Below are 21,020 nucleotides of genomic sequence, written 5' to 3'. Positions count from 1 at the left end.
CGTCGATCACCAGTTGCCCGGATCCGCCGTGTGATCGACACTGGCGAACTCATCGGCCTTTGCGCGGTCGAGCGTCAGATCGCTAGCATTCCCTGTCTCGTCCGTGACCGAATAATGCAGAGGTGCCGGCCCCGTGGCCAGTTCCTGATACATGAGCAAGGCGGCCTCCTCGGCAGTGTCGGCCTCGAACTCTTTCATGATGACGACTGTGAATTTTTGCATAGGCTTGACCTCGTCTGTGCTGGTTTCCGCCCCGCGCTTGGATGTGTCATAGCCAGAAGGGACGTTGAATGGACGCGGACCTACAGCGCCGTGCGTCTTTTCAGACGCACAAAGGACACTGTAGCACTTTGCATCGCTGCATGTTCTTATCCTTAAATCGGCTACGATTAGGAAACATGCAGTAGGATTTAAGTCATGCCGCCAGTCCGACCTCCTGTTCTGCAACCGTCCGATCAAAGCGGCACTATGCCGAAAGCATCAGGCCGCCGACAGCGCTTCCGGCGGGCGGACAAAGCACGTTCGCGGATTGAAAAGGAAACAGCCCACTTCCGATCGGCGTGATCGACAAGCTCGGACTAACCCAAGCCTTATTGTTGCTCGCGGAGTTGCGACTGTAGCTCGAGAGGAAGACCCTGGATTGCATAGCGCGGCAGCGTCGAAGTGCCCGGTTGTCTGTGCCTGCCAGCTTTGCCCAGTTGATATTCGAGCTTCGCCGCCAGTCCCGATCGGGAGTCGACACCCGCCAAGAACAGTTTCGTTACAAGCAATGCGGCCGTGTTAAAGAATCGCGGATCCTCGACAAGGACACTGGCGTCGTAGCCAGCATCGTCCAAGACTGAAAGGATCATTTCACGGTCAGAAGGCGATACGCAGCAGACGGTGGAAGACATCACGTCCTCCTTCGGTTGGGGCTGGGGTGTCTAGCCCTCAAGCAGTAGCGCCCGTGACATATGCTACTGAAGGTTGGACCTTGCGCCTTTGCCATCGAAATAGCAACCGCGTTCTCGGAGACGGGCACCGCTTTGTAAACAAGCATCGACCAGACGATTAGAGGATGCTTCCGAACAGGGCGGAATAGACAACCACGGCAATTGCGAGAATAAAGGCAAGCCAGACGATCACACGCGTGTAATCATAGCTCTGGAAACTGGCGGGAATGAAGTTTTTCACAGAAGCCTCCTAAGTGACTCCAAACGCAGCGTCGCTGCGCCTCCGGGATAATGAGCGGCTGCAGTTCGGGCTGAACTTGTCGAGAGCCCTCCGGCACTTGGTGACCAGACGATTATCGGGATCGTTGCAGGCCGGCGCTCGGACCAGAAGCTCCCTGGCAATCCGATATTTCACCCTGAACCTTAAAATAGTTAATGTAAACAACTGTTTAAACTACAGACGAAATATACTTCTTTGGAATACGGGTAATTTTCTCGCATCTACAACCTTTCTTTCCGAGAGATATTTTATCGTTGTATATAATGACGATCCGCAGCCAGATACTTTTTTCAGCAGGTGGGGCTTTAAATTAAAAATAATCTCACGAAAGCCACAATCACAGCATATAAATTGAGCGTCGTTCCAAGGCCAGCTTGGCTTTTTGCTTCGTCAGAGGCTGCAGACCCGCCAAACTCACCGATCATCGATCCTGAATATCCTCAAGTGCAAAGGAGCCGTAGGCTTCCGCCATGCGGCAATGCGCGAAGGGCCAGAGCGACTGCTCCCTGCACCGGAGCCAACCCAGCCCGATTATGGCTGAACCCGCGAACCCCGTTCGCGACAGGAAGGAGGCAACATGTTTGCCCGAACCAGACACCGAAGAGTGCATTTCGATGAACCGTTCTGGATTCCAGATCTCGACGAGATGGTGCCTCCGGGCGACTATGAAGTCGATGAGGACGAGGAGTTGATCGAAGGCATATCCTGGCTGGCTTATCGCCGTGTAGCGACGTTTATCAAGCTGCCGGCCACGGCCGAGAGCAAATACCGAATGCGTCTGGTGGCAATCGCTCCCGAGGAGCTTGAACGCCTCATCGCAGTCGACCGTCACAGCGCCGCTAACGCACCGTCACCCAAGTTGTAAGGCGACAATCCATGCGCAACCATCGATTCCCAATCGGTCTGTCAGTTCGGCTTAGAGATCGAGAAAATATTTCGCCCCGCGCGGCGGAGACCTATCGCATAACCGCCAAACTCCCGTTGAGGGACAACTCGCCTCAATATCGGCTCCGCAATGATGAACTCGGGCAAGAGCGCGTGAGCACTGAAGACAATCTGGAGCCAATCGAATGGGGCATGACGCCCCTTCACTAACGAGCCCTTGTCGCACAGGCGAGCCGCCCGGAGGAGAGCAAAGATGAAAAGCAAACACGAAGAACACGCGCTCACCATTAGCGTCTGGGAATCGGAAGGTGGGGCTCCCGATAGATCTGGACGGCTTTATCGATATGGTCGCCGTTTCGAGGGAGACGGGACGTATACGATCTATCATGTCTTTACCGGAGAGGCCGCAAAGATAGGCCCCTGGGAAATGGTCGGCCTCAGTCCCAAAAATGCAGCGCGAGCGCTGCGCATTCTCAATAACCCACAAGAGGCTTCAGATTAGCGATGCGCGGGTACTCGAATGATATCGTTGCAGCTCTGAGCGAGGCCGAAGTGACCGCTCTGCGGCGCGTATACGAGACGGTTTGTATCGAGTTCGGAATTCCCCGAACGGGGCCAAGGGTTCAGGGGCTTGCCGATTTTCTGATGGGCGAGTTCCGGCGTTATCCATTGAACGAAGACACGCTGCTCGCGGCCGCGCGGGCGTTCTGTCTCCGTCAGGACCAGGCATCGGAGCAAGCATACAGGTAAGTCGATCTCAGAAAGTCAGCTCCATGTGAGGCCAATTTCGAACGCTTGAGCGATCAAAACAAAGCCCGCCAAATGGCGGGCTTTGTCATGGCACGATTGTTCATGCGAATTCTTAAATATCGATCCTTTAACAAGAGTCTTCTTAAAAGCAGATCGTCCGCCATGCGGTTGGATGAGTCCAGTAACATTTTAGGGGCGCCGGACGTAGTCTGTGACATGCCGCGCAGGCCGTGCGGGCGTCCCGAGTTAACCCGCCGAGTGGCAATCCCCTTGCGTCATGGACGCGCCAGATCGCCATCGCCGCCGCCGTCCTCGTCATCGTCTTCCTGCCAGAGGCCAAGCGCGAGGAGGTCTTCGTCGAGGAGGATTGACACGGCTTTCCTCTTGCGGCCCGGCGCCATCGCACGGGTGAACGGCGGCCGGCTTGCCACGCGTAACATCGAGGACTTTCGATCGACCGGGCTCGACCTCGTTTCGCCGTGGGAGTTCTAAAGCGCGTCCTCATTCAAACGTATTCACGCGGCGCGCTTTAGGTCCTTGTTTTCTTGCATGTCGTCGTCCCAAAACCGCAGCGCACTTTTGGGCGACATGCGTTAGAGTCAGGACCCGAAGCGAAAACCCAGTTCTTCGCCACGAGAGCGTTTCATCACCGCGGCGATGCTCGGCCTACACTGGCCGCCCCCGGGACGATACTAACCTGTCGAGCGGCAACCGCTTGCTGTCTTATTGACGCGACTCGCCCCCCTCTTCGTCCTTCAGGTAGCTCACCACCGCATCAGCGATCATCGTGCGGTGCCGCCCGATCGTCGCCGGTTCGGAGAGGTCGCGGCGGAAGATCGTGCCGAAGGTGTAGCGGTTCGAGACGCGGAAGAAGCAGAAGGCGCTGATCAGCATGTGGATGTCGATCGGGTCGGCCTTGCGGCGGAAGGTGCCGTCGGCAAGGCCGCGCTGGACGATGGCATCGATGGTCTGGATCACCGAGACGTTCAACTCGCGGATCGCCTCGGAGCGCAGCATGTGGGCGGCGTGGTGGATGTTCTCTATGCTGACGAGGCGGACGAAGTCGGGATTGGCCTCGTCATGGTCGAAGGTGGTGGCGATCAGCGTGCGGAGCGCCTGTTCGGGCGGCAGGTTGGCAAGCGCCAGATCCGCCTCGAGGGTGCGGATCTTGCGGTAGGAGCGCTCGAGCACGGCGAGATAGAGCGCTTCCTTGCTGCCGAAATAGTAGTAGATCATCCGCTTCGAGGTGCGGGTCTTTTCGGCGATGGCGTCCACCCTCGCCCCGGCCAGGCCGTGGGTGGAGAACTCCTCCGTCGCCACCTCGAGAATGTCTTCCTGCGTTCTCGCCGGATCGTTTTTCCTGCCGTTTATCTGCCGTTCGGCCATCGTCGCGCGCTGCCCCGCTCTTCCACAAGCCCTTGTTCCGTCGACCTTAATGCCCGCTTTTGCAGGTCGAGCCGGAGGCCCCTCTCCCAGGCGATGCATCAAGACATATTCACCTTGGCCCGTCCTTTCAATAGCAAGTCACTTGACATCCGAACTAGTTAGTACATTTTAGGAATATTGCCGGAGACGCGGAGGAGCGCGGGTCGGCTCGCCGGGCGAATGCCCGGCATTGGGGAGAGAGAAGCTCGCGCAAACACGTCTGCGAGAGCTCGCCTGTCGCTTGGGAGGAGCGCATGACCCGCATCATCGATTTCTATTTCTTCGCGCTGAAGGTGACGATCGCCCTGCTGCTGGCCGGCATGGTCGTGCTCGTCTTCGGCAATGTCGTCCTGCGCTACGCCTTCAACCAGGGCATCACGGTCTCCGAGGAGCTGTCGCGCATCTTCTTCGTCTGGCTGACATTTCTCGGCGCCGTCGTCGCCATGCGCGAACACGGCCATCTCGGTGTCGATACGCTGATCAAGCGACTGCCGCCGTTCGGAGCGAAGGTCGCCGTGCTCCTGGGCCACGCGCTGATGCTCTATGCGACCTGGCTGATGATCAGCGGCAGCTGGGCGCAGACGCTGATCAACCTTCATGTCGGTGCGCCCGCGACCGGCCTTTCCATGGGCTTCTTCTATGGTGCGGGCCTTGCCTTCGGCATTCCGGCCTTCCTGATCCTCATTTCCGACGCTTTCGCCATCGCCACCGGCCGCATCGACGTGACGACCGCCGAACTGGTGCGTGACAGCGAGGACGAGGTTGCCCTCGACGAAATTCCCTCGCCCGCCCTCGGGCCAGTCTCTGCGAAACACTGAGGAGGCGACCATGACCGTATCGATCTTCCTCGGCGCACTGCTCGGTCCCATGGCGCTCGGCGTGCCGATCGCCTTCGCCCTCATCTTGAGCGGCGTGGCGTTGATGCTCTATCTCGGCCTCTTCGATGCGCAGATCGTCGCCCAGAACGTCTTGAACGGCGCCGACAGCTTTCCGCTGATGGCGGTGCCCTTCTTCCTGCTCGCCGGCGAAGTGATGAACACCGGCGGCCTTTCGCGCCGCATCGTCGCGCTGGCGATGGCGATGGTCGGCCATATCCGCGGCGGCCTCGGCTTCGTGGCGATCTTCGCCGCCTGCATTCTCTCCAGCCTGTCGGGCTCGGCCGTCGCCGACGCGGCCGCCCTCGGCGCGCTGCTCCTGCCGATGATGCTGAAGAGCGGCCACGACGCGGCACGCGCCGGCGGGTTGCTGGCGTCTGCCTCGATCATCGGCCCGATCATTCCGCCGTCGATCGGCTTCATCCTCTATGGCGTCGTCGGCGGCGTCTCGATCACCAAGCTGTTCCTCGCCGGCATCTTCCCCGGGCTGATGATCGCCGCGGCACTTTGCATCACCTGGTTCCTCGTCGCCCGCAAGGAGCAGTTCGAGCTGCCGCCAAGGGAGAGCGGCGCGGTGCGCCTCAAGGCCCTCGCCGACAGCATCTGGGCACTCATGCTGCCGGTGATCATCATCGTCGGCCTGAAGTTCGGCGTCTTCACGCCGACGGAAGCGGGCGTCGTTGCAGCCGTCTATTCGCTCTTCGTCGCGATGGTCGTCTATCGCGAACTGCCGCCCGCCCAGCTCTTCCACGTCTTCGTCGCGGCCGCCAAGATCACCGCCGTCGTCATGTTCCTGGTCGCCTGCGCCGCGGTCTCGGCCTGGCTGATCACCGTCGCCGACGTGCCCGGCGCGCTTGCCGCCCTCGTCGAACCACTGATGGACAACCAGACGGCGCTGCTCATCGCCATCATGGCCCTGATCGTCGTCGTCGGCACCGCCATGGACATGACGCCGACCATCCTGGTGATGACGCCGGTGTTGATGCCGATCATCAAGCAGGCGGGCATCGACCCGGTCTATTTCGGCGTGCTGTTCATCATCAACAATTCGATCGGCCTCATCACGCCGCCGGTCGGCACGGTCTTGAACGTCATCTGCGGCGTCTCGAAGCTGTCGATGGAAGACCTGATGAAGGGCGTCATGCCCTTCCTGGTCGCCGAGCTGATCGTTCTTTTCCTGCTCGTGCTGTTCCCTGAGCTGGTGACCGTTCCGGTCTCCTGGTTCGGGCACTGAGAATTTTTGCAGTCAGGTGAAATCACCTGACGTCGCACAAATGCGGCAGGACACACACTGACTTTCACGCATTCAACACGGCCGGTGGGAGTACCGGTCCAACCCTGGGAGGAAAACATGTTGAATAGACTGACGAAACTGGCATTGGGCATCGCCTTGCCGCTCGCCCTGCTGACCGCCGGGCCGACGCTCGCGGAGATCCGCGAACACTCGCTGAAGTTCGCTTCGGCCAACAACAAGGGTCACCCGCAGGTGACCGGCATGGAGAAATTCGCCGAACTGGTGAAGGAAAAGAGCGGCGGCAAGATCGAGGTCAAGCTGTTCCCGGGCGGCACGCTCGGCGGCGACGTCCAGACGGTCTCGGCGCTGCAGGGCGGCGTCATCGAGATGACGGTGCTGAACGCCGGCATCCTCGCCAACAACGTCAAGCAGTTCGGCGCCGTCGACCTTCCCTTCCTGTTCAACAGCGGCGAGGAAGCCGACAAGGTGATGGACGGTCCCTTCGGCGAGAGCCTGATGAAGCTGCTGCCCGATACCGGCCTCGTCGGGCTCGGCTATTGGGAGCTCGGCTTCCGCAACCTCACCAACAATCGCCATCCGGTGACCAAGCTCGAGGACATCAAGGGCCTGAAGATCCGCACGGTCCAGTCGCCGATCCCGCTTGAAATCTTCAACACGCTCGGGGCCAATGCCGTGCCGCTGCCCTACACCGAACTCTATACGGCGCTCGAGACCGGAACGGTCGACGGGCAGGAGAACCCGGCCGCCAACATCCTCAACGCCAAGTTCTATGAAGTGCAGAAGTATATGACGCTGACCCGTCACCAGTACAACCCGCAGATCGTGCTGGTCAGCAAGAAGTTCTGGGACGGGCTGAACGACGAGGAGAAGGGCGTGCTGCAGTCGGCCGCGACCGAAGCTCGCGACTTCCAGCGCAAGGTCTCGCGCGAAAAGGACGCCGAGGCGCTTGAGGAAATCAAGAAGACCGGCATGGAGGTGAGCGAACTCAGCCCCGAGGAGACGCAGAAGCTGCGCGATGCCGTCAAGCCGGTGATCGAGAAGTTCAGCGCCGAGATCGGCACCGAAACGGTGCAGGCGCTCTTCAAGGAGATCGGCGCGGCACGCGGCCAGTAACAACCAGCCGAGTTACCGGTCCGTCCAACGGGCGGGCCGGACGAAGCGCGACGGGATGGACAAAGTGGAACCGGAAAACATGACCGAAACGCTTGTAAGACCCTTGAAGGCCGGCCTGATCGGCGCCGGCATCCAGGCCTCGCTGACCCCGGCGATGCATATGGCCGAGGGCGCCGCCCAGGGGCTCAGCTATCAGTACGAGCTGATCGATCTGCAGGCGCTCGGCGCCACGGAAGGCGATCTGCCGCGGCTGCTCGCCGATGCGCAAACCCGCGGGCTCGCCGGTCTCAACATCACGCATCCCTGCAAGCAGGCGGTGATTGCCCATCTCGACGAGCTTGCCCCCGACGCGCGGCGGCTCGGCGCCGTCAACACCGTGGTGCTGAAGGGCGGGCGGCGTTATGGCCACAACACCGACTGGTGGGGTTTTGCCGAAGGATTCAGGCGCGGCCTGCCGGACGCCGACCTTTCCGCCGCCGTGCAGCTCGGCGCCGGCGGCGCCGGCGTCGCGACGGCCTATGCGGGCCTCTCGCTCGGCCTGCGCCAGCTTGCCGTCTTCGACCGCGAGCCGGAACGGGCCGAGGCGCTCGCCGAGATGCTTGCACCGCTCTTTCCCGAAGCCGAAATCACCGCCGGCACGGATCTCGCCGCGGCGATGCGGGAGGCGGCAGGGCTGATCCATGCGACGCCAACCGGCATGGCGAAATATCCCGGGCTGCCGCTCGACGCCGATTTCCTCGCGCCGCGCCACTGGGTCGCCGAGATCGTCTATTTCCCGCTCGAAACGGCGCTGCTCAAGGAAGCCAGGCGGCGCGGCTGCCGCACCCTCGACGGCGGCGGCATGGCGGTGTTCCAGGCGGTCGGCGCCTTCCGCCTGTTCACCGGGCTCGAACCGGATGCGGCGCGCATGCTCGAGCATTTCAAGGCGATGACCGGGTGAGGATTTGATCGGTTGGCTTCGCGGAGGCACCCCCCTCTGCCCTGCCGGGCATCTCCCCCACAAGGGGGGAGATTGGCAGGAGGCGCCGCCGCCAACGCAACTCCCGCAAGGGGCTGGCTGAGGCTAGCCTTGCCGATGAGAGGGAACGGGGAGCCCGCAGCTCGGCGATCTCCCCCCTTGCGGGGGAGATGCCCGGCAGGGCAGAGGGGGGTATCACGCCCGCCTCCCGATATCGCAATCTAGAAGCGAGGACAGGACGATGAAGACCTCGATAGCGACAGTTTCCTTGAGCGGCGACCTGAGCGACAAGCTGCGCGCCATCGCCAAGGCCGGCTTCGACGGCGTCGAGATATTCGAGAACGACTTCCTCGCCTTCGACGAGAGCCCGCGCGAGGTCGGCCGGATGGTGCGCGACTTCGGCCTGGAGATCAGCCTGTTCCAGCCGTTCCGCGACTTCGAAGGCATGCCGGAACCCTTGAGGACGCGCACCTTCGACCGGGCCGAGCGCAAGTTCGACCTGATGCAGGAGCTCGGCACCGACCTCGTCCTCGTCTGCTCGAACGTCTCGCCGGCCGCACTCGGCGGCATCGACCGGGCCGCCGCCGATTTCCGCGAGCTCGGCGAACGCGCCGCCAAACGCGGCTTGCGCGTCGGCTACGAGGCGCTCGCCTGGGGCCGCCATATCAGCGACCACCGCGACGCCTGGGAGATCGTCCGGCGGGCCGACCATCCGAATATCGGGCTGATCCTCGACAGCTTCCATACGCTGTCGCGCAAGATCGAGGTCAATTCGATCCGCTCGATCCCGAAGGAAAAGATCTTCATCGTCCAGCTCGCCGATGCGCCGCTGATCGACATGGACCTGCTCTACTGGAGCCGGCATTTCCGCAACATGCCGGGCGAGGGCGACCTGCCGGTGACCGAGTTCACCCGCGCGGTGGCGGCGACCGGCTATGACGGCTACCTGTCGCTCGAAATCTTCAACGACCAGTTCCGCGGCGGCAACGCCAATGCGATCGCCGTCGACGGCTACCGCTCGCTGATCTATCTCGGCGACCAGGTGAAGCGCGCCGAACCGGACATCCGGCTGCCGGTTCCGGCGATGCCGCCGCGCGTCGATGTGAAGGGCGTCGCCTTCGTCGAGTTCACCGCCTCGGAAGAGGAAGCGGTCGAGCTCGAAGCGCTGATCCGCACGATCGGCTTCCAGAAGGCCGCGCGGCACCGGACGAAACAGGTGCTCGTCTACCGCCAGGGGTCGATCAACCTGGTGATCAATACCGAGCGCGAAGGCTTCGCCAGTGCCTCCTATCTGGTGCATGGCACTTCGGCTTACGCCTTCGGCCTGCTGGTCGACGATGCGGCAGCGACTGCAGAACGGGCGCGGGCGCTCGGCGCCGAGCCCTTCGAACAGGCGGTCGGGCCGGGGGAACTCCTGGTCCCGGCGATCCGCGGTGTCGGCGGCGGCCTCATCTATTTCCTCGACGACAAATCCGAGCTCGCGAAGATCTGGGAGATCGAATTCGATCCGGTGACCGATGACGCCCCGGCGGCACCCGCCGGCCTCACCGCCATCGACCACGTCGCCCAGACGGTCAAATACGAAGAATTGCTGACCTGGCTGCTCTTCTACACCTCATTGCTCGACACCCGGAAGACGCCGATGGTCGACATCATCGACCCGGCCGGCATCGTCCGCAGCCAGGTCGTCGAAAATGACGCCGGCACGCTGCGCCTGACGCTGAACGGCGCGGAGAACCGCAACACGCTCGCCGGCCGCTTCATCGCCGAAACCTTCGGCTCCGGCGTCCAGCACCTCGCCTTCGCCACCGACGACATCTTCGCGACCGCGGCCGCCCTCAGGGCGAACGGTTTTCGGGCCCTGCCGATCTCGCCCAACTACTATGACGACGTCGAGGCCCGCTTCGGCCTCGACCCCGAACTGGTCGAGCGGCTGAAGGCGGAAAACATCCTCTACGACCGCGACGACAGGGGCGAGTTTTTCCAGCTCTACAGCCCGACCTATGGCGAAGGCTTCTTCTTCGAGATCATCGAACGGAGGGGCTACCGCGGCTACGGCGCCGCCAACGCGATCTTCAGGATTGCGGCGCTGAAGAAGCATTTGCGGCCGGAGGGGTTGCCGAAGGATTGAGGGGGGTGGGCGAGGCATTTGGATTTGGCCCTTCGGCCTATGTCCCCTTTGCGCCAAAAGGGGACATTGCCGCCGTCGCAAGACTTCTGAAGGTTCGCACCTCGAGCTGATTTGCACCGTGAACATAGCGAGTGGTGCCGTGGCGTGATAGGTATTGGACTTGGATCAAGCCCAGCATTCACCTGAACGCCTAGCAAAGGACAGATGCCATGGGAGACCAGATACGCCCGCTGCAACCAGGGGAATGCGCGCCCGCCTTCGCGCTTCCGTCGGCAAATCAAGAAGGAACGGTTTCTCTCGCCAGCCTCCACGGTCACCCGTTTCTGATCGCCTTCTTCCGCGGGTTGCACTGCCCGTTCTGCCGGCGGCAGGTGGGACAGCTCGGTGGCCTACAGCCTGCCCTGCGCGCCGCGGGGGTGGAAACTGTTGCCGTGATCAACACGCCGGTGGAGCGCGCCCGCATATATTTCGGGCACCGGCCGACGCCGGCCGTGCTCCTATGTGACCAGGATTGCTCCACGCACCGGGCCTTCGGCGTCCCGCGCGCCGAGTTCCTGCCCGAAGACAGTCTCGAGCAGCCTGTATGGCCCTATCGGGCAAGCATCGAGCAATTCGAGGCCGCTCGCATTAACCCGACGGGCGAATTGCCGGAAGCGCTACATCCAATGGCGGCCAATACCGTACTCAACGCCCAGGACGGCTTCGAGCTTAATGAAGTTGATCATGCCATCTTCGCAAGCCACCCCACACAGCTTGTCGGGCACTTCCTCATCGACGCCGACGGCATCGTTCGCTGGGTGCAAATTGAAGCGCGCGACGGGCCGAACAGCCTCTCCATCTTTCCAAACGCGGCGGAGATGCTCGCCGCTGCCGGCAGCCTCCGACACTGAAGGCCGCATCTCTGACATTCGTTTGGCCTTTATCACGTCGTCCGGCGGGGATGACTTTGACGGCTGATGGTAAGGAAGACTACAGCGCAAACAACCGCAACGGGCTGTCAGTTAGAGTTCAATCGGATCAGAAGCACGTCCGCTTTGGGCCGGAAGGTTACCTCGACCATGATCGGATTGCGCCACAAGCGGTCGTTGCTCCACCTTTGCCGGCATAGCCGCGCCCACCCCCACCGCCGCCCTTACGACGTACTCACCAGCGGCGGCAGCGCGCCTGTCTCAAGCCGCGACTCCTGCGAACCGATCGACATCCTGTTGCCGCGCCAATCGGCGCTGCCGGCGAGCCAGCTGCGAACCCAGATGATCGGCAGCAACAGGTCGCGCGTCAGCATGGCGACGAGCGACCAGCGGGAGAGATGCCAGTTCTTCCGATGGACGAGGACGAGTTCCGGCAGGTAGGCGGCGGTTGCGACAAGAGCGGCGGCGGTGAGCAGGCTGTGGCCGGCAGCGGTGGCGGCGATCGCCGCCAGCAGGAGCGGCGGCACGACGCCGGCCAGGATTTCCGGGCCGAAGAACTGGGGAAAGGTCACGCGCCGCAGCCTCGCCCAGCGGCACTGGCGGGCCCAGACCTCGCGAAATGTCCTGATGCCGAGCGGCTGTTCGAACGGCGCGGAAACCAGATGCACCTTCAGGCCGAGGCTTCTCACCAGTTTCGTCGCGGCCGCATCCTCGGCGATCTCCGCCGCCAGGGCCTGGATGCCGCCGTTGGCATCGAGCAAGCTCTTGCGCCAGAGCATGCTCTTGCCCTGCGCAAAGCCGAAGCCGAGGGCTTCGCCGGCATATTGCCAGCGCGCCTGGTGGGCGTTGAGGAAGGCGCATTCGACCTCCGCCCAGAACCCATGTGGACGCGACCCGAGCGGCGTCGAGCAGACGAGCCCCGACTCGGGCCGCCACGCCGCCATCAGCCGAACGAGATAATCGGCCGGCATCAGGACGTTCGAATCGGCGAGAACCACCCATTCATGCGAAGCCGCGTTCCAGCCCTTCACGCAGTTGTTCAGCTTGGGATTGGCGCTGATCCGGTCGTCGCCGACGAGAATGGCGGCGGGAACGGCCGGGTGGCGCCGACGCACGTCCTTAATCAGCGGCACCACCGCATCCTTCCCGTCGGCGACGCAGAAGATGACTTCGTAGTCCGGCCAATCCAGGCGAAACACGCTCTCGAGCGTCTCGCAGGAAAATTCCTCGCGCCCACAGAGCGGGATCACGATCGAGACGGGAGGCCGATAGGTCGTCCGCGGCTGAGGGCCGAGACGAGGCCAGATACGCCAGCCCGCAATCATCAGGCTCAACAGATTGATGGCGAGGAATGCACCGGCAGCGAAAAAAATCAGCATCATTTATCCGGTTAACGAACTGCGATTCCGACGAACTTGAGTCTGGATAAACATCACCGGAAGATGACAGGCGGATGACACCTGGCCTCCTCTTGGGCTCGGCCGAAGCAACCCCCTCTGGCCTGCCGGCCATCTCCCCCACAAGGGGGGAGACCAGATGTGGCACGCCCTCGCCTCAATCGGAGCTTTCCACTTGCAGCAGCGTATCGGTGGGAGCGAGGTGCCGGCCGCACATATTCTCCCCCCTTGTGGGGGAGATGGCCGGCAGGCTGCCAGAAGGGGTTTGGTTCGCCGCCCTCCTTCGGCCGGTGGCGAGGCGACGCCACAGGCGCAGACTGAGGTGGGGCGGAATGAACAAATCCCCTCCCCGGCCAGTTATACGACTGTGCCGCGCGTCCCTTCGGACGCCCGACGTCGGCTGCTTGTTCCCTCGCCCGGAACATCAGCAGGCAGATCGCCAAGAGAATTCCGATGGATTTCGTCGAAGCGCTCAACGTTGCCGCATCGTGGCTCCAGACGTTCCTCATCAACGAATGGACGCTCTATCAGTTTGCCCTGATCGCCATCGGCTACTTCGCTTCCGGCCTGCTTGCGAAACGCATCGAGCCGGCGCTGGAGGCTCGGGCCCGGACGATCAAGGGAAACCCGGACCTGCTGCGCGTCATCATCGCCTTCATGCGGCGGCTCAAATGGCTGTTCCTGATCGCCTGGCTGTGGATCGCCGATGTCGTGCTGTCGCGCTACGGCTGGCCGTCCTATCGCTGGCTGGTGGGCACGGTGCTGACGCTTGTCGCCGCCTGGTTCATCATCGCGGTGCTCACCCGCATCATCCGCAACCAGATGCTGGCGCGCGTCGTCGCGGTTATCGGCTGGCTCTATTTCGCGCTCTACGCGCTCGGCCTGGACCGCCCGGTGCTGATGGCGCTCGACAGCGTTGCCGTCAATCTCGGCGCCGTCCGCCTTTCGATGCTGCTCGTGTTGAAGGCGGTCCTCTTGTCCGCGGCGATGATCTGGCTTGCCATCCTCCTCGGCAACATGTCGTCGAACTGGGTCCAGAAATCCGCCGACCTGACGCCGTCGCTGAAAGTGCTGATCAGCAAGCTGATCAAGATCGGCCTAATCGTGCTAGCCGGCACCATTGCGCTCTCGGCGACGGGCATCGACCTCACCGCGCTCACCGTCTTTTCGGGCGCCGTCGGCGTCGGCATCGGCTTCGGCCTGCAGAAGGTGGTGTCGAACTTCATTTCCGGGATCATCATCCTCCTCGACAAGTCGATCAAGCCGGGCGACACGATCACCCTCGGGGAAACCTTCGGCTCGGTCCGGGACCTCCGCTCGCGCTTCGTCTCGGTCATCACCAGGGACGGCAAGGAATACCTGATCCCCAACGAGGACTTCATTTCCAAGCAGGTGGTGAACTGGTCGTTTTCCAGCGACTATGTCCGCATCGACGTGGGCTTCGAGGTTTCCCCCAGCAGCGATCCGCACGAGGTGGCGCGCCTGGCGATCGAAACCGCCAAGACCATTCCGCGGGTCGCCAGCGCCTATGCCGAACCGGTCTGCTGGCTGACCGGCTTCGGCGGATCGTCGCTGGGTTTCAAGCTCCGGTTCTGGATCTCCGATCCGGCGAACGGACTGACGAACATCCGCGGCCAGGTGTTCATGGCCCTCTGGGACGCGTTCGAGGCGGCCGGCATTTCGATGCCAGACCCGCGCGAGATCATCATGAAGACACCGGTCGAGGTAACCGGTGCGGAAGAGCGGACTGCTACAGCGCCGCGAGTCCCGTCAGATGGCCGGCGCCTGACGTGATCAGATCAGGACGCGGTCACGCCCCGCGCAACAGTTTGGAGGCGATCATCCACATCGTAAAGGCAATAAGGGTTTCCAGCACGCGCCAGGCCGACGGTTTGAGGAAGACCGGCCGCAGCCAAGTCGCGCCGTAGCCGAGCGCAAAGAAGAACAGGAAGGAGGCCGTTACCGCGCCGGTGGTGAACGCAACCTCCTGTCCGGGAAATCGGGTCGAGATCGTTCCGAGCAGCACAACCGTGTCGAGATAGACATGCGGGTTGAGCCAGGTCAGCGCCAGGCAGGTGGCAAGCGTCTGCCGGAAGCTCGACGGCCGCGCCTCCGCGGCCGCCAGCGCGCCGGACGACCGCAAGGCGGAATAGAGGTTCCTTGCTCCATACCAGATCAGGAAGGCCGCCCCGCCATAGCGCATGACCGGATCGAGCCAGGGCAGCAGCGTGGCGACGTGCCGGAAACTGGTAACGCCCAGCACGATCAGCAAGGTATCGGACAAGCCGCATGCCAGGCAGACGGCGAAGACGTGCTCGTTGCGCAGGCCCTGGCGCAGGACGAATGCATTCTGCGCGCCAATCGCGACGATCAGGCTGAGCCCCATCAGGAGACCCGTCACATATATCGAAAAACTCATGCCTGGCGCGGCGCTCCCGTCCTGAGGTGAGCGTTTCCGCTATCGCGGCGGGCGGATTCAGGCTAGTTAATGTTGCTGATCCTGATTAAGCGAAACTAATCCATGCTCGACTATTCCGCCCTCCGCGCCGTCTCGGCCGTCGTTCAGACAGGCAGTTTCGAAAAGGCCGCGGGCATGCTGAACGTCACGCCTTCGGCGGTCTCGCAACGGGTGAAGCAGCTCGAGGAACGCCTCGGCACCGTGCTCATCGCCCGGGGCAACCCCTGTACCGCGACGGAAAAGGGAGCATGGCTCTGCCGGCACATGGAGACTGTCGGCATGCTCGAAAGCGAGCTGTTCGAGCACCTGCCGGCCCTTGTCGATCCCGGCGAACCGAAGCAGAGGGTGACGCTTCACGTCGCGGCCAGCGCCGACAGCCTCGGCACGTGGTTCGTCGCGGCCATATCGCGCTTCGCCAAACGCTCGGAATATCTGCTGAATATCGCGCTCGACGACGAGGACCATACCGCCGAGTGGCTGCGGCGGGGGCGGGTGATCGCCGCCGTCACCAGCCTGGAAAAGCCGATCCAGGGATGCCGGCGCCTGTCGCTCGGCGCCCTTCGCTACCACGCGACGGCGAGCCCCGATTTCGTTGCCCGGCACTTTGCAGACGGCGTCACCCCGGAGGCGATCGCCAACGCCCCTGCCCTGACCTTCAACCAGAAGGACAGGCTGCAAAGCCGGTGGATACGGCAGGCGCTCGGAAAAGACGTCGCCTATCCGACCCACTGGCTGCCATCGACGCAGAGTTTCCTCGATGCCAGCCTTTCAGGCATGGGATGGTGCATGAATCCGACCCAGCTGGCGCGCCAGCATCTCGACTCCGGACGGCTGGTCGAACTGATCCCCGACACGCCGTTGGACGTTCCGCTCTATTGGCAGGTGAACCGCCTTGCCGCCGATCGGCTCGCCGACTTCACGCGCGAGGTGACGACGGTGGCGCGGGAGCAGCTGCTGCGTTAGCTTCGTCGCGTATGCGCATCACAAAACCATCAACGAAGACCGGCTGAGGACCGGCATTGCACGGCGGCTACCCCATCAGCCCCGCAAGCTCCCGGAACAGCCGCTCGTCCTCGCATTGTGCCACGTTGAAGCGCAGGAAATTTCCGGCCGTCTGCGCCTGGCTGAAGACGTTGCCGGGGGCGAGCACGATGTTTTCGGCAAGCGCCCTTCTGGCGAGTTGCGCCGCGTCGATGCCGTCCGGCAGTCGGCACCAGACGAACATGCCCGCCTGCGGCTCGATCCACGGCTCGATCCCGATCTGACGGAGCCTGGCGATCGTCCCGGCCATCGCCCGCGACAGCCGCTGCCGCACCGTCTCCATGTGCTTGCGATAGCTGCCATCCTTCAGGAGCGTCAGCACCAGCTCGGCGGAAAATCCCGCAGCGCCGAAGCTCGTGGCGATCTTGAGGTCGGTGAGCGGCTCGATCCAGCCGCGGGGCGGCGCGATGAAGCCGCAGCGCACCGCCGCCGACAGCGACTTCGAGAAGCTGCCGATATGCACGACCCGCTCGAGCCCGTCGAAGGCGGCGAGCCGCGGCGCCGTCACCTCCTCGAAATCGGCGAAGATGTCGTCCTCGACGATGGTCAGCCCGAACTGTTCGGCGAGCTTCAAGAGGCGATGGGCGACAAGCGGCGACAGCGTCGCGCCGGTCGGATTGTGGAGGGCGGAATTGGTGATGTAGAGCCGCGGCCGGTGCTCCTGAAGCGCTGCGGCAAAGCAGTCGATGTCGGAGCCTGCCGGCGTGTAGGGGATGCCGACGATTTTTGCCTGATGCGCCCGCAGGAGCGCGTGAAAATTGAAGTAGCACGGATCGTCGACGAGCACCGCGTCGCCCGGCTCGACGAGAAATCGGCAGAGCAGGTCTATCGCCTGGGTGCCGGATTCCGTCAGCATGACCTGCTCCGGCGAGGCCTCGATGCCGTGCTGCGCCAGGCGGCGCGCGAGCAGTTGGCGGAGCGGCAGCAACCCGAGCGGCGTGCCGTATTCGACGAGCGTCGCGGCACGGCCGCGCGCCACCGTCCGCAAGGCACGCCGCAACCCCTCTTCCGGCATCCACGAGGCGGGAAGCCAACCGCAGCCGGGCTTCAGGACATCGCCGTCCGCCTCGAGCGCCTGGCGCGAGATCCACAAGGGATCGACCTCGCGCTCGACGCGCGGACCGATTTCGGCAAGCGACAAGGGCGCCAGCGGCGCAGCGACGAAGAAGCCCGAACCGGGCCGCGAGCGGATCAGTCCCTCCGCCGCCAGCCGCTCATATGCCTCGACCACGGTCGACTTCGAAACTTTCAGGCTCGTCGCGGAAGCGCGGATCGACGGCAGCCGCGCACCGGGCGTGAGCGTGCGCCCTGAAATCCGGTTCCGGACTGTCGCCATGACCCTGGCGATCAGCGTCTCGCCGTCGGCATCTGCGCTCTGAGGTCTCATCCGTACCGGCCCCCTCCCATGACAGTTCGGCGGAACTGTACTCTACCGTATCTGGAAGCGCCAGCCACCTCAGCGGATACAGGTCAAACCGATAAGGGGCAAAAAGGAGCATCGCATGGACAGGATTACGAGCGGCTGGTTGAACGGAATGGCGGGCGTGTTGATTTTCTCGGGCTCGCTGCCGGCGACGCGGATCGCGGTGATGGATTTCGATCCGGTCTTCCTGACCGTGGCGCGCGCGACGATCGCCGGCCTGCTCGCCTTCGGCCTGCTCCTCGCCTTCCGCGAGAAGCGGCCGGAACGCGGCGACCTCCTGCCGCTTGGCCTCGTGTCGCTCGGCGTCGTCGTCGGCTTCCCGCTGCTGACGGCGCTGGCGCTCCGGCACGTGACCTCCGCCCACTCGATCGTCTTCGTCGGGCTGCTGCCGCTGGCAACCGCACTCTTCGGCGTGCTGCGCGGCGGCGAGCGGCCGCGTCCGGTCTTCTGGCTGTTTTCCGGCCTTGGCAGCGCCATCGTCGTCGGCTTCGCCCTGCGACAGGGTTTCTCCGCCTCGCCGGTCGGCGACCTCCTGATGCTTGCCGCAATCCTCGTCTGCGGTCTCGGCTATGCCGAGGGTGCGAATCTGTCGCGCAAGCTCGGCGGCTGGCAGGTGATCTCCTGGGCGCTTGTGCTGTCGCTTCCCGCCATGCTGGGGCTGGCGCTTGCGACCATGCCGGTAAGCTTCGCCGACTTGCGTCCCGCCTCGTGGCTCGGCCTCGGCTATGTCTCGGTGTTCAGCATGCTTGTCGGCTTCATCTTCTGGTATCGCGGCCTGGCGCAGGGCGGCATCGTCGCCGTCGGCCAGTTGCAGCTGCTGCAGCCTTTCTTCGGGCTCGCCCTGGCGGCGACCTTGCTCGATGAAACGGTGAGCTGGACGATGCTCGCCGCCACGCTGGCGATCGTCGCCTGCGTTGCCGGCGCGAAGAAATTTGCATGAGATCGAACCAGCCGGCGCGACCGAAACAAGAATAGCGCCAAAGGCCGGAACCTTCGGCGCGATGCACCGTTCTCCCCGTTCCAGCGTTTCGTCCGGAAGGGGAGGACGGCGAAAATGATGCTTCAAAAATTCTTGCTGACACTCGGCGTGCTTTGCTGCACCGCCGGCACCGCTCTGGCCGACGAGACGGCCTTTCTCGATTCTCTCGAAGGCAAGTGGACCGGCAGCGGCATGGTGCTGACCCGCATCAACCGGGCGCCGATCAATGTTTCGTGCAATTTCGACTCGGAGGCGGATGGCTCGGCTTTGTCGATGAAAGGCACCTGCCGCGGCCTGCTCGTCATATCGCGCTCGATCAGCGCGGATCTGAGATCGAAGGGCGCTACGTACAGTGGCGTCTATGTCGGGCCGAGAGGCGGCCGATCTGCCTTGACCGGGAGCCGGCGCGGCAACGCGATCAATCTCACCATCCGCTGGGCCAGAGAGGTGAATGGCGATCGCAGGGCGCGCCTGGTCGTGCAGAAAGTCGGCGAGAACGGCATGCGGCTGAGCACGATCGATGAAGACCCAAGTTCGGGCAAGCGAGTCGTGACCAGCGAAATCAATCTGCGGCGGACCTGAAGCGCGTCAAACGTATTCACGCGGCGCGCTTCCGGTTTCTTGTTCTAGATCACGCCCCAGCCGCGATAGCGCCCCCTGCCCGTGATTTCGCGCACGCCCAGTTCGCGCACCAGATTGAGGGCGCCGCGCTGGGTGACGCCGAGATGCCGGGCGATCATCGCCGTCGAAACGATCGGCCGGGAAAGGACGAGGTCGATGAGCCCCGGCAGGTTGCTGTTGGAGCGGCGGTCCTTGATCCGCATCTCCATCTGCGTCCTTGCGAGCGACAGCCGGTCGAGCTCCCTGAGCCCGAGATCGGCCGCGACCGTCATCGCCTCGAGAAAGGCATTGAGGCGCGTCAGCCGGTCCTTGGAGCGGCGCCGCTCATGCCGGATCGTCTTCAGCCCCATGTTGAAGGCGAGCACGTGCGAAGCGACCTTGCCGCGAGAGCGCAGATAGGCGCCGACGAGCAGCGAGCCCAGCCAATGCTGGCGGCGCAGCGGCTCGATCCTTTCCCAGGCATCGAAGAGGGCCGCGGCGCCGAGGCAGGCCGGCAGCTGATCGGCGGCGGCCAGCACCCCACGCCAGGCATCGAGCCGCGCCGCCTCGTCCCAATCCTCGTCGAAGAGCAGGCCGAGCTGGCCGGGAGGCTCCGATGCCGCCCTCTCCGTCGACGACCGGGGCTCGGCTTCGGGGAGGCTTCCGACGTGGATGTCATCCAGCAGCCGCTGCGATCGCGCTAAGGCCGCATCGAGCTCGGCGAACTCGCTGGCGAGCGGATTGTCATCGGCGTCATCCGCGGATTCGAGTCCCTCTTCGCAACCCGGCTGCATGGACGGCGCTTCGGTATGTCCTTCATTCGCACGCTGCTCTCCGCTCAGCGCATTCAGCCCGGTCGAGGTCAGCGCCCAGCCGGGCTCGGCCAGTTCCAATCGGCGCCGGGCACGCAAGACCGCGTGGGCGATCGTCAATTCGTGAGAAGGCGCTCGCGCATCCATGTGCGAATCGTGTAGAACGATGTCCTCGACATGGACGAGTTCGCCTGCCACCCAGAGCGCCGCCGCCGCGTCGAAGAACTGTCCGCGTTCGCGAAACCCCTCGGCAACGGCATGGCGGGCGGCGCGTTCATCAAGCCGGGCAAGCCCGTCCTCCGCGGCGATCAAGCCGGGAAGCAGCGCTGGATGAAGCGGATCGGGTGTTTCGTATCTCATTAAAAAGACAAACCCTTTGGCTGAAACGGAAGCTAACACGCAATTTCCTTCCGTCACAGGGAGGCGCGCCGTTGCCCACTGGAATTTCGCCGAGGACATCGGATTGCTTCCCACTCCCAATTCCGGTGCCGTCGACCGCCCGTCTGAGCCGGTCAACGGCGGCCGCTGATGGAGTTGACAGCTGTCAACAGCGTCGGTTCGGCCTGACGTGACATCGCATCCTGTTCCCGGGGAGAGATGCGGAACGCGCGCCGAGCGTTCTTCTCACATCTGCGTTGCCCTGTTCTTCAGCTGTTGACAGCTGTCAACTTCGCCCCTTGCCTGCCTGGCAACGATGCCCCTCCCCCACCACCGCTTGGACGGACGCCGCGACACCAGCCTCGGCTGCACATCTTGCCAGGTGTCGGCAATTCCTGCTTTAAGACGCCAGGGTTTTGA

The 21,020-nt window shown here is 63.4% G+C and carries 22 protein-coding genes and 1 pseudogene; 14 read left to right on the top strand and 9 right to left on the bottom strand.

The features are described from left to right. Positions 1–6 precede the first annotated feature (6 nt). The 3 genes from AU381_RS22025 to AU381_RS31035 form a co-directional block, all read right to left on the bottom strand. Positions 7–222 (bottom strand): hypothetical protein, encoded by a 216-nt coding sequence (locus AU381_RS22025; protein WP_064243847.1) that lies wholly within the window; start codon positions 220–222, stop codon positions 7–9. A 368-nt stretch (positions 223–590) separates the two neighbouring features. Then, positions 591–893: a hypothetical protein gene (locus AU381_RS22020; RefSeq protein WP_064243846.1), complete on the bottom strand. Its 303-nt coding sequence runs from the start codon at positions 891–893 to the stop codon at positions 591–593. 157 nt (positions 894–1,050) lie between these two features. After that, positions 1,051–1,173, bottom strand: coding sequence for a hypothetical protein (locus tag AU381_RS31035; protein WP_280137783.1), 123 nt, complete (start codon positions 1,171–1,173; stop codon positions 1,051–1,053). 616 nt (positions 1,174–1,789) lie between these two features. Here AU381_RS31035 and AU381_RS22015 point away from each other — a divergent pair. Genes AU381_RS22015 through AU381_RS28905 form a run of 3 tightly spaced genes read left to right on the top strand, consistent with a single transcriptional unit; the run spans position 1,790 to position 2,599 of the window. Continuing rightward, a complete protein-coding gene (locus AU381_RS22015) occupies positions 1,790–2,077 on the top strand; it encodes a hypothetical protein (RefSeq protein WP_064243845.1) in 288 nt (95 codons plus the stop codon). A gap of 11 nt (positions 2,078–2,088) precedes the next feature. After that, a complete protein-coding gene (locus AU381_RS30825) occupies positions 2,089–2,307 on the top strand; it encodes a hypothetical protein (RefSeq protein ID WP_082910277.1) in 219 nt (72 codons plus the stop codon). 43 nt (positions 2,308–2,350) lie between these two features. Beyond that, on the top strand, positions 2,351–2,599 hold the full coding sequence (locus tag AU381_RS28905) for a hypothetical protein (RefSeq protein WP_082910276.1): 249 nt from the start codon (positions 2,351–2,353) through the stop codon (positions 2,597–2,599). A 523-nt stretch (positions 2,600–3,122) separates the two neighbouring features. On the opposite strand, the gene AU381_RS30115 is transcribed toward AU381_RS28905, so the two are convergent. Next, positions 3,123–3,287 (bottom strand): hypothetical protein, encoded by a 165-nt coding sequence (locus AU381_RS30115; RefSeq protein WP_162273442.1) that lies wholly within the window; start codon positions 3,285–3,287, stop codon positions 3,123–3,125. Between AU381_RS30115 and AU381_RS30820 the strand changes: the two are divergent. Further along, positions 3,244–3,339: pseudogene (locus AU381_RS30820) on the top strand (type II toxin-antitoxin system VapC family toxin); the annotation flags it as partial. The gene AU381_RS30115 and the pseudogene AU381_RS30820 sit on opposite strands and share 44 nt — an antisense overlap. Positions 3,340–3,570: 231 nt before the next feature. Here AU381_RS30820 and AU381_RS22000 read toward each other — a convergent pair. Then, entirely contained in the window at positions 3,571–4,233 is a 663-nt protein-coding gene (locus tag AU381_RS22000; protein ID WP_064243842.1) for a TetR/AcrR family transcriptional regulator, read from the bottom strand. A 293-nt stretch (positions 4,234–4,526) separates the two neighbouring features. On the opposite strand from AU381_RS22000, the gene AU381_RS21995 reads away from it, so the two are divergent. From AU381_RS21995 to AU381_RS21970, 6 genes are all read left to right on the top strand, one after another. After that, positions 4,527–5,090, top strand: a complete 564-nt coding sequence (locus AU381_RS21995; protein ID WP_064243841.1) for a TRAP transporter small permease — start codon at positions 4,527–4,529, stop codon at positions 5,088–5,090. A gap of 10 nt (positions 5,091–5,100) precedes the next feature. Then, complete coding sequence (locus tag AU381_RS21990; protein WP_064243840.1) at positions 5,101–6,381, top strand: TRAP transporter large permease subunit; 1,281 nt, start codon at positions 5,101–5,103, stop codon at positions 6,379–6,381. 117 nt (positions 6,382–6,498) lie between these two features. Beyond that, complete coding sequence (locus AU381_RS21985) at positions 6,499–7,515, top strand: TRAP transporter substrate-binding protein (RefSeq protein ID WP_064243839.1); 1,017 nt, start codon at positions 6,499–6,501, stop codon at positions 7,513–7,515. A 79-nt stretch (positions 7,516–7,594) separates the two neighbouring features. Continuing rightward, positions 7,595–8,455, top strand: coding sequence for a shikimate dehydrogenase (locus tag AU381_RS21980; RefSeq protein ID WP_064244191.1), 861 nt, complete (start codon positions 7,595–7,597; stop codon positions 8,453–8,455). 259 nt (positions 8,456–8,714) lie between these two features. Continuing rightward, entirely contained in the window at positions 8,715–10,604 is a 1,890-nt protein-coding gene (locus AU381_RS21975) for a bifunctional sugar phosphate isomerase/epimerase/4-hydroxyphenylpyruvate dioxygenase family protein (protein ID WP_064243838.1), read from the top strand. Between the two features lie 209 nt (positions 10,605–10,813). Beyond that, a complete protein-coding gene (locus AU381_RS21970) occupies positions 10,814–11,494 on the top strand; it encodes a redoxin domain-containing protein (protein WP_064243837.1) in 681 nt (226 codons plus the stop codon). Between the two features lie 242 nt (positions 11,495–11,736). Here AU381_RS21970 and AU381_RS21965 read toward each other — a convergent pair whose 3' ends face one another. Next, entirely contained in the window at positions 11,737–12,894 is a 1,158-nt protein-coding gene (locus AU381_RS21965; protein WP_064243836.1) for a ceramide glucosyltransferase, read from the bottom strand. Between the two features lie 468 nt (positions 12,895–13,362). On the opposite strand from AU381_RS21965, the gene AU381_RS21960 reads away from it, so the two are divergent. After that, entirely contained in the window at positions 13,363–14,703 is a 1,341-nt protein-coding gene (locus tag AU381_RS21960; protein WP_064243835.1) for a mechanosensitive ion channel family protein, read from the top strand. A gap of 16 nt (positions 14,704–14,719) precedes the next feature. On the opposite strand, the gene AU381_RS21955 is transcribed toward AU381_RS21960, so the two are convergent. Continuing rightward, complete coding sequence (locus AU381_RS21955) at positions 14,720–15,328, bottom strand: LysE/ArgO family amino acid transporter (RefSeq protein WP_064243834.1); 609 nt, start codon at positions 15,326–15,328, stop codon at positions 14,720–14,722. 102 nt (positions 15,329–15,430) lie between these two features. On the opposite strand from AU381_RS21955, the gene AU381_RS21950 reads away from it, so the two are divergent. Then, positions 15,431–16,330: a LysR family transcriptional regulator ArgP gene (locus AU381_RS21950; RefSeq protein WP_064243833.1), complete on the top strand. Its 900-nt coding sequence runs from the start codon at positions 15,431–15,433 to the stop codon at positions 16,328–16,330. A gap of 67 nt (positions 16,331–16,397) precedes the next feature. Here the strand turns inward: AU381_RS21950 and AU381_RS21945 are convergent, their stop codons facing one another. After that, positions 16,398–17,795, bottom strand: a complete 1,398-nt coding sequence (locus AU381_RS21945) for an aminotransferase-like domain-containing protein (protein ID WP_064243832.1) — start codon at positions 17,793–17,795, stop codon at positions 16,398–16,400. 115 nt (positions 17,796–17,910) lie between these two features. Between AU381_RS21945 and AU381_RS21940 the strand changes: the two genes are divergently transcribed. Continuing rightward, entirely contained in the window at positions 17,911–18,771 is an 861-nt protein-coding gene (locus AU381_RS21940; protein WP_064243831.1) for a DMT family transporter, read from the top strand. Between the two features lie 114 nt (positions 18,772–18,885). Beyond that, on the top strand, positions 18,886–19,392 hold the full coding sequence (locus AU381_RS21935) for a hypothetical protein (protein ID WP_064243830.1): 507 nt from the start codon (positions 18,886–18,888) through the stop codon (positions 19,390–19,392). 44 nt (positions 19,393–19,436) lie between these two features. Here the strand turns inward: AU381_RS21935 and AU381_RS21930 are convergent, their stop codons facing one another. After that, positions 19,437–20,582 carry an RHE_PE00001 family protein gene (locus AU381_RS21930; protein ID WP_064243829.1) on the bottom strand — a complete coding sequence of 382 codons (1,146 nt, stop codon included), beginning with the start codon at positions 20,580–20,582 and terminating at the stop codon, positions 19,437–19,439. Positions 20,583–21,020 lie beyond the last annotated feature (438 nt).

Origin of the sequence: Sinorhizobium glycinis (assembly GCF_001651865.1) — a bacterium.
Lineage (GTDB): Bacteria > Pseudomonadota > Alphaproteobacteria > Rhizobiales > Rhizobiaceae > Sinorhizobium > Sinorhizobium glycinis.
Note: the sequence above shows the minus strand (reverse complement) of the source record. Positions and strands in the feature narration are given on the sequence as shown.